The sequence below is a fragment of the Mesorhizobium sp. M0571 genome (assembly GCF_040320985.1).
GTDB lineage: Bacteria > Pseudomonadota > Alphaproteobacteria > Rhizobiales > Rhizobiaceae > Mesorhizobium.
Genome location: NZ_JAMYQT010000081.1, coordinates 1 through 16,909, shown reverse-complemented (window position 1 = coordinate 16,909; position 16,909 = coordinate 1). Strand labels below are relative to the sequence as shown.

The window sequence follows — 16,909 nt, the reverse complement described above, 5'->3', positions numbered from 1 at the left end:
CAGGAGCGTCGCCGGTTCGGCTACCGGCGTCTTCTCGTGATGCTGAGGCGGGAGGGCCTGGTCGTGAACCACAAGAAGCTGTTCCGGCTCTATCGGGAGGAGAAGCTCGCCGTTCGCCGCCGTGGCGGCCGCAAACGGGCGATCGGGACCAGGGCGCCGATGGTGGTGCCGCTGAGGCCCGACGAGCGCTGGTCGCTCGACTTCGTATCGGACCAGTTCACAGACGGGCGCCGCTTCCACATCCTGGCCGTCGTCGACGACTGCACGAGAGAGTGCCTGGCACTCATCATTGATACGTCTCTCTCGGGCATGCGGGTTGCCCGCGAATTGGACCGGCTCATCACCGAGCGCGGCCGGCCGAGGATGATCGTCAGCGACAATGGCAGCGAGTTCACCTCGAACGCCATCCTCTCCTGGGCGGATCAGAACCGCGTCGAATGGCATTACATTGTGCCCGGCAAGCCGATGCAGACGGATGTTGTAGAATAGCCCGTTCTTCTCATTCGGCGGCTTTTTCCACAGCCTTCTGCCTTTCCGGCCTCGTTCGCCATCGGGAAGTCGCTGCTGCATAGGCAGCTTCCGCCTTTTCGACTCGGGATCGTTCTTCGGTGCGCTTGGCCGGGATGTTGTAGTCGAAGGCGGTGCCGCGTCTGGCATGGCTGGTCGGAAGGCCGGCACGCAGCTCGACCGATCTGAACTTGCGGGCGAGCAAGGCCGGCCTCCAGACAGCCGACCTCTTCATGGGACGTTCCACGTGCAGAACGAGTCGCAGGTGAGGACAAGGAGCCCGACTGGCTGCCACGCCCAAAGGTCCCTTCGCCGCTGCGATGCGCGCCCTCTATTGGCGGATTTTCGTGCGCGGGGGCCGCGGTGGCGGCTACAGTACGCGAAACGGTTGAGTGAGGTTGGCGGCCGACTTGCCTCCAAGAACTCACCTTATGTTAGCCGACCTTCCCTCAATCATCTCCTCTACCACCCCCAAAGTCCAAACAATCCTCCGGTTCCCCCATGGCTCCCGGAAGCCCAGTGTTTGCGGGATGTGCGGCCGAAAGCCGGGGAGAGCGGAAGCAACGTTCCCGCCCACACTGCTCTCTGAATGTCCATCATTCTCCGAAGCTGGGGAGTAGCTCCAAAAATCCCCAGGTTTTGACGACAGCAATATCAATGCCTTAGCGTCGGCCTCGCTGCGGGCAGTTTTGTGGTTCGCTCGCCTGTCAAAAAGACCACAACTAAGCCTCGCTCGCTAGATCCGGTTTGCGCCGATTGTGTTGAAAAACTCCGGCTTGAAGCAGCTCTGAAGCACTGATTCAATCTCCTTGGTAAAGGAGATTGAGTCGATGATGGGCGAACCGACGGTGATGCAGGAGGCGCTGTTCTACGAGTTCAGCATCGAGCGTCACGTCCCTGCTGACCATCTGTTGCGCTCGATCGACCGCTTCGTCGACCTGTCGGGGCTGCGCTCGCATCTGCGGCCGTTCTACAGCGAGATCGGTAGGCCCTCGATCGATCCGGAACTGATGATCCGGATGCTAATCGTCGGCTACTGCTTCGGCATCCGTTCCGAGCGCCGGCTTTGCGAGGAAGTGCATCTGAATCTCGCCTATCGCTGGTTTTGCCGGCTTGGCCTGGAGGGTGATGTCCCCGATCATTCCACCTTCTCGAAGAACCGGCACGGCCGCTTTCGCGACAGCGATCTGCTGCGCGAACTCTTCGAGACGACGGTGCGCCGTTGCATCGAAGAAGGTCTCGTCGGCAACGAGGGCTTCGCCGTCGATGCCAGCCTCATCAGGGCGGACGCGAACAAGCAGCGCTCTGCCGAGGGATCGGAGCAGGTCGACTGGGAGACGATGGCGGCAACGCGCCGCTCGGTACAGGAGTATCTCGACACGTTGGACGATGCCGCGTGGGGTGCAGCGAGCGAGGTGAAGCCGTAGTTCATATCGAGGTCCGACCCGGCGGCTCAGTGGACGGGAGCGATGAAGGGGCATGCCTTCTTCGCCTACGCCACCAACTATCTGATCGACCTGGATCACGCCGTCATCGTGGACGTCGAGGCAAGCCGGGCCATACGCCAGGCGGAAGTCGGCGCGGCACGCACCATGATCGATCGCGCCCAGGATCGCTTCGGCCTCTATCCGGAACGCCTGGCCGCCGACTGCGGCGCGGCCGGCCGAGATGTTGGGCTGGTTGGTGCACGAGCGCGGCATCGAGCCGCATATCCCGGTCTTCGACAAGTCGGAGCGTCGCGATGGGACCTTCGAGCGGGCAGAGTTCAGCTATGATCGCGAGCGCGATCTCTACACCTGTCCAGGCGGCAAGGAGCTCAGGCAGTATCGTCGGCGGTTCGCTTCACCCCGCGACGGTGTCGACGACGAGGGCTTCATGCGCTACCGCGCCAGCAAGCTCGACTGCGACGTCTGCGCCCTCAAGCCTCGATGCTGTCCGAACGGTCCAGCCCGCAAGATCCTACGCTCTATCCACGAGGGTGCGCGGGACATGGCCCGCGATATTGCCGCCACCGACGCCTATGTCACCTCGCGTCGCGAGAGGAAGAAGGTCGAGATGCTGTTTGCCCACCTCAAGCGCATCCTGAAGCTGGATCGCTTGCGACCACGAGGACCAAACGGTGCTCGAGACGAGTTCCATCTGGCAGCCACTGCCCAGAACCTCCGGAAACTCGCCAAGCTGATTCCGGTGCCGATGCCGAAACCGGCATGAGGCGGAAGACGTCTGCTCACGACCTAACATCAGTCGATGTCGTGGCCGAGACGCGGCCGACTTTTTCAACGATATCCGCCAACTGCGGACACCGCCAAGCCACGACTCGGATGTCGCGTTTTGGGGCCGCAAGGGGAATGGCGGCTTCAGGCTGCGGTTCCTCAAGAGCGGACATTCAGGTTGCGCGGACATTCTCGTGAGATGACCGATGCCGGAAGCGAGGTCCGCTTGGAAAGCCGGCTGATGAGATGGAAGAGCAACTGCCCGCCGGCTTGGGCGAAGAGCTCATCGAGCACGACGAAGCCGAGTCGGCCCAGCTTGCTAAGCGCAAGGTTGCTCCGCGCAGTTTCGGTTGACGAGTCTCAGGCCCCTGTCAACGCACCATGGACGAGTGCGCGCAGCTCTTTGCGCACCGGAATGGCGCTTGAAGGCAGCAGTTGCGTGAAGAGAATGACAACCATGTCGTCGACCGGGCTCACCCAGAAGAAGGTGCCTGCCGCCCCGCCCCAACCATAGTCGCCCACTTGCGCCGAAATTTGTGCCTTAGCGGGATCGAGGACGACTGAGCCCAACAGACCGAACCCGACGCCGTCAAACTGGGTTTCGGCCCAAACTTCGGTTGCCATCGAGGCAATATCTCCCGGTAGGTGATTGCACGCCGCCAATCTCAAAGTGCGGGGACCGAGGATGCGTTCGCCGTTGAGTTCACCTCCAGCCCGTAGCATTTCGGTGAACCGCCAATAGTCGTCGATGGTTCCGACGAGCCCGCCTCCGCCGCAGAACGTATCAACCCTGCCTTGCCGCCACTCCGAAACCTCCGGCGCTTCGTGCAATGCCATGCCGCCAGCCATAGCCTCATAGAGCGGGGGAAAACGGCTGATCTCAGACTCCGGCACAGAGAAGCCGGTGTCGATCATGCCGAGGGGCTCGAAGATGCGCGTCGCGAAGTACCTGTCGAGCGTCATTCCGGAAACGACTTCCACGATGCGGCCGATGACATCAGACCCGGTGCTGTATTGCCATCTCGTGCCCGGCTCCCATTCCAGTGGCAGCTCGGCGATCCTGTGCACCATCTTGTCGAGCCCACCGTAAGCAAGGGCGAGGCCGAGTTTTTCCTTGGCATAAGCTTCACCGAGCAGTCGGGGGTTCGTAAAAAGGCTTAGGCCAGATGTGTGGGTCAGCAGATGGTGGATCGTCATCTTCGTTTTGATGGGCACTGTTTGGTCCAGCGACGTTGCGCCCGGTATCAGAAGTTGCCTGTTTTTGAATTCCGGCAGGTAAGCTTCGACCGGATCGTCGAGATGCAGGCGCGCCTCCTCGTACAGCATCATCAGCGCGACGGCGGTGACAGGCTTGGTCTTCGAGTAGATGCGGGCGATGAGGTCGCGCTGCCAAGGCCGCTTGGCTTCGACGTCGGCGTGCCCGGCGCAATCGAAAAAGGCGAGTTTTCCATGACGCGCGATGAGCACCGCACCACCCGGCCAGCGCCCGGTGTCGGCATATCGCTGCATCCACCGCTTCAGTCGCGCCAGCCGCGCCTTGTCGAAGCCAAGGTCTGCAGGATCACGAACTGGTTCGCTACCAAATTGACTCATCGCGCAAATGTCCTGTCGCAGGCGAAGGGCCTTTGGACAATCCTGCGCTCTCCCCGCATTATTGCCAATAGTTGCCTACTTGACCTCCAGTGAAGCTGCAGACGACGTCTGCTCTCAGGAAGCCCAAATGCGGAAGCAAAAAACTCGGAGAGCACCGCCCGACTGATGTCCATGCCTGGGATGGGACCGATCACCGCAATGGCGGTTGAGGCTTTCGCTCCTACCATGACAACGTTCCGAAAGGGGCGAGACTTTGCGGCCTGGCTGGGCCTCGTGCCCAAGCAGCATTCGAGCGGTGGAAAGCAGGTGCTCGGCCGGACGTCAAAGATGGGTCAGCGCGATATCCGGCGGCTTCTGATCATCGGCGCGATGACCGTGATCCGGTGGGCATGCCGCAAGGCTCCTCTCGAGAACTCATGGCTGGCGCGCATGTTGGCACGCAAGCCCCGCATGCTCGTCGCGATCGCCCTCGCCAATAAGATGGCCCGGTCCATTTGGGCGATGATGACGAAGAATGAAAGCTACAGGGAATCCGGTCTGTTCGCGGATGGACACCATATCGAGGATTTGTCCTTGCCCCGTTCGGCTCTGTGCACCTTTGCCGAGGCGCATCTGTCGTTTGGTGCGCAGATGCGCTGTCAGTTCCTTCTTGAGCACCTCTCGCGACTGGATGAATAGACTGCGATAGATCGCTTCGTGAGATATCCGCATGCTTGGATCGCCTGGGTACGCTCGCCTCAGCCAGCCTGCTATCTGCTCCGGCGACCATTGCAGCGCCAGCTTTTGCGCCACCCGCCACCGTAGCCGCCCAGAGCATGCCAGGCGACACTGCTTCGGTCGAAGCGCGCGCTGCCAAGCCTGCTTGTCGGCCCGGGTTGCGCGATACGTTTGTGCACCGTCATTGCGGGAGATCTCCCGACATATCGTCGATGGGGATCGTCCCAGCCTTCGTGCAATAGCGCGGATGGCAAGACCTGCAGACCTGCCGCAATCCCGCGAGAGATCTCTTCGCGCTCCCCCAGCTCGAGCGCCGAGGCCGCTCTACGCCTTGCTGCCGGAGCAATGCCGCCGTGTAAGGATACGATCCGCTGAACGCCGCCCTTGTTCCGGCGCTCCAGTGCCCGCGAGATCGACGAAATGCTCTGACCTTGCTTCCATCGCTCCCAGAGCTCGGCCTTCTGCTCCGTGGTAAACCAGATCCGTGACGTCACCATGCGACACCTCCCCATCCTCTCAGATTAAAGGTGTTGCGACGATCGGTTGAACCCACCGCTGATCTCGGTCGTTCGGCCCACTGTCGGCCGATGCTGAAAGCGGACACGAATGTAACTCGCCGTTCGTCTGAGTGTCGCCGCTGCGGTTCAATTGGCAAGCTTAGGCTTGTAATAATCAGATCACTCCGGCGTGGCCGCGAACGGCAAGATATTCTGATTGAGGCGGAACAGGTTGGAGGGATCGAGCCGAGTTTTCAGGTGTCTGAGCCGATCATACTTGATGGCTCCATAGGCACCCGAAGCAATGGCAGTATCGGATTGCTCGTTGACATAGTTGGCGGCTATGGGGGTCTTCCTCAATTTGTGTGGTTCATCCGCTGTTAGCGACGCTATCGCTATGAGCGGGCATGCGAGCGAAATCGAAATGGTCGCCCGCCCCAGGGGTCAGAATTCTGGGTGTCGCGCTCACTGATGATCACAGTTGGGTTGTTTCCGCTGCCGGACCCGCGATCGGCATTTGCCCCGATTGTGGCCGGCGAAGCAGAGTCGGCATGGCTGGTCCAATCGCAGCCTTCAGGATCTGCCGGTCCAGGGCAAGCCCGTGACGGTGAAGCTCCTGCTGAGCCGCTGGCGATGTGCACATCAGAAATGTGAGCGACAAACGTTCACCGACCGACTGCCGACTGTTGCTTCCCCTTATGCGCGCCGGACGACAAGGGTCGTGGAGATTGTCGGCCTGCTCGGCCATAGTACGGGCGGCCGTCCTGGCGAGCGCCTCATGCAACGGCTCGGCATGCCGGTCAGTGACGACACCATCCTGCGGCAACTGAAGCGGGATGCCGCGGTTACTCACCGCGCCTCCGAGATTCGGGTAGTTGGCATCGATGACTGGAGTTGGCGCCGAGCGACAAGATACGGGACCATCATGGTTGATCTCGAGCGTCGCTCGGTCGTCGACATTCTTGATGATCGGAGTGTCGATAGTGCAGCCAGGTGGCTGCTGAACCATCCCTCCGTCGAGGTCGTCAGCCGAGACCGCTGCGGCCTGTATGCGCAGGCCGTCCGTGAAGGCGCACCGCAGGCCCAGCAGGTAGCCGATCGGTTTCATCTGGTCCAAAATCTTCGTACGGCAATCGAGACAAAGATGAGCTTTCATGGCCGTGCTTCAGGAAGATCCATCCTGTCCGAAGACGCTATTGTCGACGCTGCGACACATCGCCGGCGTGCCCGTCTCGCGCATAGGCAGTCTCGCCAGGAGATATTCGAGATGCTCCACGCCTTACGCCAGGAGGGTCTGTCCTACAGCGAGATCGCCCGACGGACCGGCTATGAGCGTCGCAGCGTAGCGAAGTGGCTCAAGTTCAAGGCTCCGCCAGATAGGCGGCGAGCCGCATTGAACCCCACTTCGCCATGGTACTTTGAAACGCTCCTTGCCCAATGGTGGAAGGAAGGGAACCGCTGCGGACGGCATCTGTATCATGACGTCAAGCAGCGCGGCTACACCGGCAGCTTCGCAGATGGGGGTCGATCTGATCTCGCTTCGTTTAGAGACAAAAAGACGATTCCAGCAGTTACGAATGCTGTCGCTACTGCTCCGACAATTGGAGAACCTGAGAGAGCGACTAGCAGGGCAACGAAGATTCCGAGTCCTGCGCCTGCAAGTACGTTCATTCCACGTTCCATCAAACTCTCCCCCAAAGTCGAAGGCATCAATTTATCAGAGATAGTTGTGATATTCGACAGCCAATATTACAATTTGCATGTCAAGGTCAGCCACAGGAGGGTAGTGCCTCAGATTGAAAATCACCCTCTCTTTCGCATCGCAGAAATTGGGGCTAGACTTCTCATTTTACTACAAGGGTTGGGCGATGCCGTTTCGTCCTGATCCATTCCTAGCGCGGTTCGAACCGCTGCGGCGGCTGCGTAGCAGGCCGTAGGCGGGCTATGCGGCGGCTGTCGGTGGCGTCGCGGCAGGCATCGGCCTGGGCGTCGGTCTCGGCGATGATCTGGTCGGCGGCGCTCCGTTCATCACCTTCTATCCTTTCGTGATCATGGCGACATCGTCGGGAGGGCTGCGCCCGGGGTTCTTATCTGTCGTCCTCTCCGCACTCGCTTGCCGCAACGTCCATTCTGCGGCAACCGCTTGCGCGGCCGCCGGAAAAGGCCATTCCGGATGCCGCAGTTACCGGCGGGTCAGGGAAGGATGTGCTCTCGAGCAGAACCTGCGTCAGCAGCACGTCGAGCTGGGCCAGGATGCGTTCGATGCGTTCATAGTCGCGCGCCGTCGTCTGGATCAAAAGCGCGTTGTTTTCGACATCGGCTGTCACCGGGAGGTTCGCACCGGCCGAAGCAAAAGCGGTGGCCGCGGATGCCGGCTCGGCGCCCATCCGCTCCGCCAGCGCACCGTCCACCGAGCCGTCAGCCCAGATCGCGCGCAGGACCTGACCGAGATGCAGGCGCTGGCCGTCATCCGCAAAAATTGACGGCCATTACATGGGTTGAACGCGATCGACTGGCGCGCAGGGTGCTCCGCTAGAGGGAAGCCACTGTCGACGATGCCAAGGGCTAAGAGCGTACTAGCTGTTCGCGAACCTTGTGACGGTCACTGAATTGCGCAACGGTCATCGGCTTGAATTACCTCTCAGATATAGTGGGCAGAGTTCCAATCTGTCCGTCGCGTCCGTAACCAACGCAAGGGCCTCGGCAGACGCAATCAGCGTTCGGTCAAACCGCTTCATTTCGGCTTCAAGCCTTGCGATCGCCTGCGGCCCGGAAAGATCGTGTCCGACGGATCTTGCGTTCCCCCAGGAAGGACGCGCTCGAGACAGCCCGCCTTAGCTCGTGTTTCGCTCACTCGGTGTTGCCAAGGTTCACGGTCTCAAAGACCGCGATCTCTTCGGCGGTGGGGGGCCAGAGGTGGCGGGAATCGAATAGCTGGAGAGCGTCCAATGTGGCCTTGGCCGCCGGATCGGACGACACCGCAATTCCGGCCGCGCTGGTTTTGGTGTCGGCATCGATCGCCATCGCCCAGTCCGGTATTCCACCATAGATCGCATGGATCGCGCCGAGCGCCACGAGCTTTTCGTCGCTGATCGGTGGCCGCGGCGGCGGCTCGGGCTGGTTCAGGCCACTGAGCCAGCGACTCAGCAGGTCGTTATTCTCCGCCACTGGCCGCAGGCGCATGGCGCTGAGGCGTAGCCGGTTCTGGCTGCGCTTGATCCCCCTGGGAGTTGTATCGGCGAGATAGATGACCTTGTGCCAAGTCCTGAGTGCGCGGGAAAACTCGTCCGAATCGCTGACTTTCTCGTCGCGTGACAGCACTAGGCGCCGCAGCGTGAGCAAGCCCGCGAAAATGAGCGCGGCGATCGAGGGAAAGAGCAACCACGTTGCCGGGGCCGGCGTGAGCTCGTCGAGCGAGGCATGGTCGACGCTGACGTCGGGGACCACGATTGTTCTCGTCGCGGGTTCGCCTTGGGGCGTCGCAGGGTTCACCACCACGCCGTCCGTCCCGCTGACGGAAGGCTGCTCTGTTGCGCGTGCTTCGGTCGAAGGTGCCGCAGGGGCAAGCGGCGTGGGATCGGAAACCAACGGAAAGGCGCCAATCAGGGCGATCATCGCGGCGAGGATCAGCACCGGCACAGCGTAGTCGGGTGCTATCCGCAGGATGCGGCGCACCCTGCCTATCAGCGGCGGGGAACGCGGCGCCTGCTTTTGGCCGCTCGTCTCGCCCGTGTTTTCCGCACCGAGGAGGAGCTTGAGGCCCTCCACGGCGGTCAAAAGCGGGACGCCGACGGTGAGGTTGATGAGCTTGCGCAGATACAGCGTGGAACGGTTCCGTTCCGTTTCGCCGACCTCATCGAGCTTTTTGTTCGACAGTTGGGCGCCGAGCGCGTCGATGACTTTGGGCCGGTCGATGCCGAGGAAGATAAAGCAGGGACCGGCGCTGACTAGGAAGTTCAGCGCTTCGAGAATCTCGAGGATGGTGGCCGGGTTGCAGCGGTCGAGGTCGTCAATAAAGATGACGAGCCCGGGGTTGCGGCCGGTGCGCAAGGCCCTTGCCGCTGCCCTGAACTCCTTCGCGAAGCGATATCGGAAGCTCAACTGCGAGCTGAAATCGGCCAGCTTAGCGTTTCCGCGCAACGTCGACATCAGTTGTGAGGGGTCGAAGGGCAGCGCCTTAGACAATTGCAAGAAGAGTGCGAGGGCGGCCAGCAGACCGGCGGGGAGCTTGAGGCTGCCGGCCAGCGTCGCTAGCCACTGCAGCAATCCACCGTCCTCGGTTCCGCCGCCATCGGGCTCGCCGGCCGGGACGATTTTGCCCAGCTCGGCCAGCAGCCACGGTGTTGCCGGGCTGGTAGCCAGAGCCCAGCCGATGAAGCCGACGACGGCAAGAGCGAGCAGCCACGGCACGAGCTTCTCGCCGAGCCGTCCCCACAAGAGCCGTGCGCGAAAGATGAGGCCGGAACCGGTCCAGCCCGGGGGAATAGTCTGCTCGCGGATGTTCTCGAGCAGGGCCGCGAGGATGTTGTCCTCCTTCTGGTGATGCCAGGCGTTGAACAGCACGGGCCGCGCCCCCCGTTCGCGCAAATCTTCGGCGACCAGGTTCATCAGCGAGCTCTTGCCGCTGCCCCAGGGACCATTGATGGCGATCGTAAGCGGAGGGATCGTATCGAGGTTGCGGACAAACATCGACAGCGCCGTCGCGATCTCCCTCAGCCCGATCACATCGAGATCCTGCCAGCCGATCGGCGCATCGGGCGTTAGCACGCCGGCGATTCCAAGCGAGTCCACGCGCGCCGCCCGGAAATCGATAACCTTCATGATCGTGAATGAGCCGACCACCAGGAACACTGGCAAGAAGAAGTAGACCCATGGAGCGGGGCCGGGCGAAGTGTAGGGCAACAGCCGCCAAGTCAGACCGAAGTCCTTCGTCTCGTAGATCGCGGGGCGGGAGGCGCGGGTCCAGCCGGACGTCACCCAGCCGAGCCCGCTGTCCTCGATGAAGATGTCGGTCAGTCGCCGGTCGCTCGCGAGGTCGACGCGCTGTACGCTCACCTGCGGGATTTCTTTGGGGTCCGCCGAACGGAAGGTGTAGCTGGCAACGAGGATGGAGTTGTCGTCGGCGATGGCGGTTGCCCGGATGTCGACGGAAACGCCGCCGGGGGTGTTGGTTCGTGCTGAGCTGCTGGTCAGGAAGACGTTGCGCAGAGGCAGTGCGAAGGCCAGTTGCTCGATCAGTTCAGAAAAGGCGGTATTGAATCGGTTGGAGGCGGTCAGCGAGGTGGAGATGAACGTTGCCCCCACCTTGCGGACCAGCATGCTTTCGCTGCCAAGCTCGGGCAAGACCGCCGTCCGTCGGAGCGGGATGGCGCTTTTGGGCTGCTCTCCGGATGAGTTCGACGAAGAGGCCCCCGCCAGAGTGATCGCTTCCAGCGTAATGTCATTGTCGTTGGGCCAGCTAACGTGATCCAGGTGAACCGAGCCATTGGCATTGGCTAGCTCGATGAGCCCCAGATCCAGCGTCGCCTGGAAATACTGAGCTGGGAACTCCGGCTGCTGCAAGGCGAGCTCCCACCCCGAGCCCGAGCTCGTCGAGAAATAGACCCGCCCGTCCAGCAGGGCGAGGCACTTCTCCCCGCCTGGATAGCATTGATACTGCGCGCCCTCCGCAGCGTCCGGAGATCCCTTTCCTGCGTCGGCAACAAGCTTCTCGATATTCTCGGGCAGGGTGAGTCCGGGCGGGGTCAGTTGGTTGCCGGGGCCATCGAGGGCCGGAACGGCGACGGGGATCAGATTGGCGGCCTCCGTTCCGACCGGCAGCTGCCGGAAATCCCTGAGGTCCGCCTCGCCGCGATTGAGCCACGCTGTTCGGGCCGGCCGGAAGACGAACCAACCGCGTTCCCCGGCCGGCACTACCGGCATCGCCTGGAGCGACGGGTCGGGCGCCCGCGTGGTCACCCACTGCGAGAGGTCCGGGTTTGGATCGAACGGGTCGTCAAGCACGGTGGAGTCGAAGAAAAAACCCCAAATGAGCGGCACGGCCAGCACAAGCATAGCGATGGCCCAGCGGATCGCCGACCAGCGCTCATTTTCCCTTGTCACCGGCAGGACCTTGCGCGGCGACAGGGACGCCGAAGACTGCAGCGTATCGCCTTGTTCAGTAGACGGCACCCAGCTCCTCCGCTCGGCCCGAGCCTCCGAGGCGTAGAAGTTGCGCCATCTCCAGCCTTAGGCCCCGCTACAGTATTGCGTCTTTGCGAGTATTGAAACAACGGACGTGAAACAATACACGGTCTGGAAAAGGCCAAGGCTGGGCAGACTCGCTGGCCTCGCAACTAGTAGGTTCCACGGCGCTGTCACGTTATCTGAGGTTGGACGTGAAGGGACAGGGATATCAGGCGAGGGCTTGGGCCACAGCTTTCCATTCCGCCATAGCGTTGAGGCGATGGAGATGGATCTGAAATGCGGAGCGTTTTGAGCGGGCTGGGACGAATAGATTACGGAAGGCTGAGAAGATCGAGACGAAGCGCTGCAGGCTTCCCGGCGAACGGAAGCCCTGCATCCAAAGCGGTGGCGTTTGTAGCTGATGAGCGCGTCATTCATGGACCGGCGTCTACCCCAGCGACTCCTCACAAGAAGTTACCGTGACATCGCCATTGATCGAGCCGTTCCTGCCGGGAACGAAGGCGACGGGACGACCGCGGACGACAGAACTTCGAGCGGTCGTGGACGCGCTCCTCTACATCGCCTGGACCGGCTGCCAGTGGCGGGCATTGCCGGACCGGTTCCCGCCGGTTTCAACGGTTCAACGCTATTTCTATGCCCGGCGGGACAACGGGCTGTGGAAGACCATCAACTTCCACTTGGTGGCTGCGGCACGCCTGGCGCTTGGTCGCGAGGCGAGCCCGAGCGCCGGCGTCATCGACAGCCAATCGGCAAAGACCACGGACGTTGCCGGTTTGCGGGGTTACGACGCCGGCAAGAGGCTCAAAGGCCGCAAGCGCCATATCATTACCGACACCGAGGGGCACTTGGTCGGGCTGACGGTGCATACGGCCGATATCCAGGACAGGGATGGGGCAGTTGGCGTCATCGCCTCCATTCGACGGCTTTACCCCTGGTTGCGCCATCTGTTCGCCGACGGCGGCTATGCCGGAGAAAAACTGTCGCAGGCTCTGGCCAATCTCGGAACATGGATCATCGAAATCATCAAGCGCTCCGACGCGGCCAAGGGCTTTGAGGTGCTGCCGCGACGATGGGTCGTCGAGCGAACTTTCGCCTGGCTGGGACGTTGTCGCCGGCTCGCCAAGGACTTCGAGGCGACCATCGCCAGCGCCGAGGCGTGGGATCCTCGATCCGCCTCATGCTTCGCCGCATGGCAGCTCCGTGTCGTGCGTAACCGAGTTTCGAGTCAGGCTCTTAAACAATCGGCTCAGACGACGGCCCATACGGGCACCCCTCGAACCGAATTGCGCGTTGAGTGTCGGACCGATATTGCCGGCGCGTGAGCTGTAAGCGGACAGCTGAAGCCGTTCAGCTCTGGTAATTCCAAGGCATGAGCGCCTCGATATCGCTGTTTGGCCAGCCATTGGCAGGCGCTGTTGGCCAAGTGATTGCCACCCGCAGGGATGAAGAGGCTTGTTGATGACGGTCGACTGGCAATCGCCATGCCGGAGGTCATGTAGCCTTTCCGCCTCGAGCGGCCGTTGTTGCATCCCCCTTGGGCATCGAAGCTCATCTCGCTACGATGAATGGATTTTGCCACAGCACCTGTGAGTGGCGAATCGCGCTGAGGGAGCGCCTCCCTAAGATGCCCCTGCAATGTTTAAGGGCCTGCAGTGCGTGTCGCCGCCGAAAGTCCTGCGGGCGTCGCTGACCTGATTGCGTTCGGACCGAGGACTGGCACCATTCATTATGAGTGCGATTGCCGTTAGCCGCGAACCCGTCGCAGAATTCGCCGGGCTTGCACGCCAGGGGCACGCAACTATTCAGAACGGCCAGTTGCCGCGATGGCCATTGCTTATCCCGTCACAGGTCACCGCGCCGTGCAATCGAACCCTTGCGGCACGGTAAAGGCATGGTTGCTGCCGTTCGCCCAAAGCCTTCCTTCATCTCGATCGTCATGGCGCTGAACAAGTACAGCCCGAAGTACGGCCTCGATCAGCCGGAAAGTCTGCCACTTAGTGCGGGGATCCGAAGCTGAGTGACTCGCGGCAGGCTTCCGCCAGTTTCATGCTCGAATTCCGGAGTTCTTTTAGATCTTCCCTCTTCGTTGCGAGGGCCTCCTCAAAGCGATTTATCGCCGATCCAACCGTGTCATCGCAGACCATCGGTACAGGCCCCCAATACAGTTCCCAGAAGCGCTGTTCTGCAGCAATTCGAACAGGGTCTTCTTCGCCCCTTGTACAGATCGCTGAGGTGGATGACACAAGTTCGTAGTAGACTGACTGCCTCTTCTCGTTGAAGGGCTTTTGGGCCTCCAATAGCGCTACGCGAGTGGTCTCTCGTTGTTCGTCAGCGAGCCTGATCATTGCCTCTCGCCGCTCATCTAAAAATTTACGGATGGTTACGATGGCTCCCGCCATAGCGGCGATCCCACCCACGACCTTGAGAGCCACGTCCCAAAATCTTGCTTGACCTTCTGACAAACCCAGATTGGACCATCCGAAATATGTCGCAACGACCACCGCAGCAACTGATAAAGCTGCGACCAAGATGGCCCACTTCAGAATGCTTGATGCGAGTACGGCGAGGATGATCTTCATCGGACCCCTCCCAAGATAGACCCTCAGCAAAGCATGACCTGAAAAGGGACGCAACGCTCCCTCGCTTAGACGCTTCCCACAACCGGCGCGCGTGGGTTGACAGATTTGAGACATCGAGGACAGGATGCTATTGTCTTCTGCACACTCTAAAGTATTGGGTTGTATCAATTAAATACTTAGCTCGCATAATGTTCGTTATGTTAAATTAACTAGTCGACCGTGAACAATCCGGGCTCTAAGCGGCGACCGACTTGGGCCAGAGTTGAAGCAGAACGATCAAGAGCGACAAAAAACCTTTCAGCCATCTGAGCAGGAGGGAGAAGTTGTAGCCGGCGGCGGCCAGGATGGCGTTGACGGCGTCGCCCTGCTAACCGGCGAGGTAGTTGCGGCCCATGCGGTGCTCGGCCCCTGGATGTGGCCGATGACGGGTTCGATCGCCGACCGCCGCCGCATCTGGCGCTTGATGGCCGGGGTGACGCGGCGCTTCTGGCCGCTGGTGAAGACCCTGAACCTGTGGCTCTGGGGTGCGTTGTGGCCGCGATAGCCGGCGTCGGCGAGGGCCGATCTGGTTGCCGATGGTCTTTTCCATGTCGGGGATGATGCTCGCCCGGCGGAAAGGATCAACGACGATCCGGCGTAGTGTTCCAGTTCGGACTTTCTCGGATTGGGATGACCCCGCACCCGGCTTTGTCGAGGCGGATCTTGTTTCTCATTCCGGCCCATACGCGAAGGGTGCCTTCTCGCAAACCCTGGTGTTGACCGATATCGCCACGGGCTGGACGGAATGCGCGCCGCTGCTGGTTCGCGAGCAAACGGTCCTGATCACTGCGTTGGCCGAACTGCGCAAGTTGCTGCCGTTCCCGTTGCTGGGCTTCGACACCGACAACGACAGCGTCTTCATGAACGAGAGCGTTCAGGAGTATTGCTTGCGTGACAATATCGAACTCACCCGTTGATGAGTGAGCGGCCGAGCAGCGCCGTCGTTATCTTTGCGTCGCTGGCAAAGACACTCGGCCATTCGCCGAATGCCAGGTTGGTGGTGACGGCGGCCGCCCCCCCGGATTAGCCTTCGCTGGCCGGCAGGGGATTTGTTTGACTCCGCTGCCAGCGTCAACCGGAACGCAGCTGTAACTTTGCTGACGGTCATTGGTAAGGGGGCTTGTCGCTGCACCTCTTCGATTGGGCGAACCCGCGGAAAAACGAGTGTCTACTGGCAACTCAACACATTTATATCTACCCATCCATGGGACATGTACGTCTTATACAGTTCAGGATGAAATCCAAGTTTGCAGCTAATCTTCCGCATATTCTTTCCTAGGATACTATCAATTAGGCCATCATTCATTATCTCATAATTTACAACTAAGTAAGTAATACCCGACAATATTTTTGTCCATGAGCATTTTCTTTTGTTTCGGCAATCGACAACATCTTAAATGCATCACCATCAACCGGCACAAAGCGTATTTCCATATTTTTAACTTTAGATCCTCAACAGATACGGCTTCCACATTCCATCAATTGTTTTTATTGCAGACTTCAAAAAATAATTTCCGTCACCCTTACAAAAACTATCTTTCTGACCATGTGTATAAATTAAGTCTTTCTCTAAAATATCTACCTATGGCGGCATATTCGCTGCGGCCCGCTGACGCCGCCGGACCTAAACCCTTCCCAACGTGATCCGCCAAAGACGGCGCAAAAACCAATCCGCCGCTGCACGGATAGCTGCCATGCCCTAAGTTAGCGCTTATGCCCCGTGCCCCCTTCTCGATCCACCCAATGGGCCGCATTGGGCTGCCCCATGTCACAGCTTGTGTCACAGGCTAGGCCTAACCAATTGAAATCAATTGGCGCCGACAGTGGATCGATAATCCTGTTTGCCATGTGAAGGGGATTGGAGGGGCGCTTAGAGGGGCATGGAAGGGCATTCCGGGCTGGAATGTTTATTCGCTTGTCCCACAATCAGTGCTTTTGCACACGTCGCACCATCAGGGATACGGTAGGGCCATTCTGCAGGGTCACGCTAAGTTGCATTGAGCGGTCTTTAGCTCCGCGCGTATAGGTTGCGCAGGCGGTTTTGCGCTATGGGGCATCGAATGGATGAATGGGATGGGCATCGAATGAATTTCGATTGGGTAGCGGCGTTCGTCGCAGGATTGTCCGGCATGATGGCGCTGGTTGGTTTCTATCGTTGGAACGTTGGCGACCGTGTCGGCACGTGGTCTTGCCTGCTCTTGGCGCTATTCGGCGCGCTTGCGTTGCTCCTTCGGCGGCAGCATTAAGGCATTAAGGCACGCTGCCATACCGACCACTACCACCAGCAATGACTTCAGAGCGTCCTCTGCTGCCGGTTTCAGCAGCACCCCGGCGACATTTCGGAGCATCAATGCAGCGCGACGCAAGATGATCTGTAGATCCGCTCGCGAAATGTCCGCAATGCGATCGGCCGCGTTTTCAAGCTCTTCGGCAATAGATTGGCGCGTCATCGCATTAGTCCGCAGGGTCTTCGTCCGGCGCTGTCACGTTATCTGAGGTTGGACGTGAAGGGACCGCTGACAGGGATATCAGGCGAGGGCTTGGGCCACAGCTTTCCATTCCGCCATAGCGTTGAGGC

At 60.4% G+C, this 16,909-nt stretch carries 7 protein-coding genes and 11 pseudogenes; 6 read left to right on the top strand and 12 right to left on the bottom strand.

All coding sequences use genetic code 11. The annotated features are described in order from the left end of the window. A pseudogene (locus tag NKI85_RS35745) lies at nt 1-486 on the top strand (DDE-type integrase/transposase/recombinase); the annotation flags it as partial. A 13-nt stretch (nt 487-499) separates the two neighbouring features. Here NKI85_RS35745 and NKI85_RS35740 read toward each other — a convergent pair. Next, nucleotides 500-742, bottom strand: a complete 243-nt coding sequence (locus NKI85_RS35740; protein WP_352780529.1) for a hypothetical protein — start codon at nt 740-742, stop codon at nt 500-502. A gap of 595 nt (nt 743-1,337) precedes the next feature. Here NKI85_RS35740 and NKI85_RS35735 point away from each other — a divergent pair. Next, nucleotides 1,338-2,718 (top strand): annotated as a pseudogene (locus NKI85_RS35735) (IS1182 family transposase). 215 nt (nt 2,719-2,933) lie between these two features. Here NKI85_RS35735 and NKI85_RS35730 read toward each other — a convergent pair. Continuing rightward, a pseudogene (locus tag NKI85_RS35730) lies at nt 2,934-3,035 on the bottom strand (IS21-like element helper ATPase IstB); the annotation flags it as partial. A gap of 45 nt (nt 3,036-3,080) precedes the next feature. Continuing rightward, nucleotides 3,081-4,313 (bottom strand): serine hydrolase domain-containing protein, encoded by a 1,233-nt coding sequence (locus NKI85_RS35725; RefSeq protein ID WP_352780528.1) that lies wholly within the window; start codon nt 4,311-4,313, stop codon nt 3,081-3,083. A gap of 132 nt (nt 4,314-4,445) precedes the next feature. Between NKI85_RS35725 and NKI85_RS35720 the strand changes: the two are divergent. After that, nucleotides 4,446-4,841, top strand: a pseudogene (locus NKI85_RS35720) (transposase); the annotation flags it as partial. A 9-nt stretch (nt 4,842-4,850) separates the two neighbouring features. Here NKI85_RS35720 and NKI85_RS38100 read toward each other — a convergent pair. Together NKI85_RS38100 and NKI85_RS35710 are read right to left on the bottom strand one after the other, a co-directional pair. Next, a pseudogene (locus NKI85_RS38100) lies at nt 4,851-5,527 on the bottom strand (transposase); the annotation flags it as partial. A gap of 180 nt (nt 5,528-5,707) precedes the next feature. Beyond that, on the bottom strand, nt 5,708-5,887 hold the full coding sequence (locus NKI85_RS35710) for a BBE domain-containing protein (protein ID WP_502900778.1): 180 nt from the start codon (nt 5,885-5,887) through the stop codon (nt 5,708-5,710). Nucleotides 5,888-5,934: 47 nt separating this feature from the next. Here NKI85_RS35710 and NKI85_RS35705 point away from each other — a divergent pair. Next, nucleotides 5,935-7,046: pseudogene (locus NKI85_RS35705) on the top strand (ISL3 family transposase); the annotation flags it as partial. A 568-nt stretch (nt 7,047-7,614) separates the two neighbouring features. On the opposite strand, the gene NKI85_RS35700 reads toward NKI85_RS35705, so the two are convergent. The 3 genes and pseudogenes from NKI85_RS35700 to NKI85_RS35690 all read right to left on the bottom strand — a co-directional run. Continuing rightward, nucleotides 7,615-7,938: a secretin N-terminal domain-containing protein gene (locus NKI85_RS35700; RefSeq protein WP_352780527.1), complete on the bottom strand. Its 324-nt coding sequence runs from the start codon at nt 7,936-7,938 to the stop codon at nt 7,615-7,617. 439 nt (nt 7,939-8,377) lie between these two features. Further along, nucleotides 8,378-11,698 carry a KAP family P-loop NTPase fold protein gene (locus NKI85_RS35695; protein ID WP_352780526.1) on the bottom strand — a complete coding sequence of 1,107 codons (3,321 nt, stop codon included), beginning with the start codon at nt 11,696-11,698 and terminating at the stop codon, nt 8,378-8,380. Between the two features lie 223 nt (nt 11,699-11,921). Continuing rightward, a pseudogene (locus tag NKI85_RS35690) lies at nt 11,922-12,089 on the bottom strand (IS6 family transposase); the annotation flags it as partial. 82 nt (nt 12,090-12,171) lie between these two features. Here NKI85_RS35690 and NKI85_RS35685 point away from each other — a divergent pair. Further along, a pseudogene (locus NKI85_RS35685) lies at nt 12,172-12,926 on the top strand (IS5 family transposase). A gap of 781 nt (nt 12,927-13,707) precedes the next feature. Here NKI85_RS35685 and NKI85_RS35680 read toward each other — a convergent pair. Both NKI85_RS35680 and NKI85_RS35675 read right to left on the bottom strand, forming a co-directional pair. Continuing rightward, nucleotides 13,708-14,292: a hypothetical protein gene (locus NKI85_RS35680; protein ID WP_352780524.1), complete on the bottom strand. Its 585-nt coding sequence runs from the start codon at nt 14,290-14,292 to the stop codon at nt 13,708-13,710. Nucleotides 14,293-14,527: 235 nt separating this feature from the next. Next, nucleotides 14,528-14,899, bottom strand: a pseudogene (locus NKI85_RS35675) (transposase); the annotation flags it as partial. 1 nt (nt 14,900) lies between these two features. Between NKI85_RS35675 and NKI85_RS35670 the strand changes: the two are divergent. Next, nucleotides 14,901-15,245 (top strand): annotated as a pseudogene (locus tag NKI85_RS35670) (transposase); the annotation flags it as partial. 10 nt (nt 15,246-15,255) lie between these two features. Here NKI85_RS35670 and NKI85_RS35665 read toward each other — a convergent pair. Both NKI85_RS35665 and NKI85_RS35660 read right to left on the bottom strand, forming a co-directional pair. Further along, nucleotides 15,256-15,336 (bottom strand): annotated as a pseudogene (locus NKI85_RS35665) (ATPase); the annotation flags it as partial. Between the two features lie 1,199 nt (nt 15,337-16,535). After that, the gene (locus NKI85_RS35660) at nt 16,536-16,781 is read right to left on the bottom strand and encodes a hypothetical protein (RefSeq protein ID WP_352780522.1); all 246 of its coding nucleotides are present in this window, start codon (nt 16,779-16,781) and stop codon (nt 16,536-16,538) included. Between the last annotated feature and the right edge of the window lie 128 nt (nt 16,782-16,909).

Bases quoted from the DNA above. Each gene is read 5' to 3' on its own strand.
- NKI85_RS35740 (WP_352780529.1), bottom strand. From the start codon at position 742: ATGAAGAGGTCGGCTGTCTGGAGGCCGGCCTTGCTCGCCCGCAAGTTC.
- NKI85_RS35725 (WP_352780528.1), bottom strand. From the start codon at position 4,313: ATGAGTCAATTTGGTAGCGAACCAGTTCGTGATCCTGCAGACCTTGGC.
- NKI85_RS35680 (WP_352780524.1), bottom strand. From the start codon at position 14,292: ATGAAGATCATCCTCGCCGTACTCGCATCAAGCATTCTGAAGTGGGCC.
- NKI85_RS35660 (WP_352780522.1), bottom strand. From the start codon at position 16,781: ATGACGCGCCAATCTATTGCCGAAGAGCTTGAAAACGCGGCCGATCGC.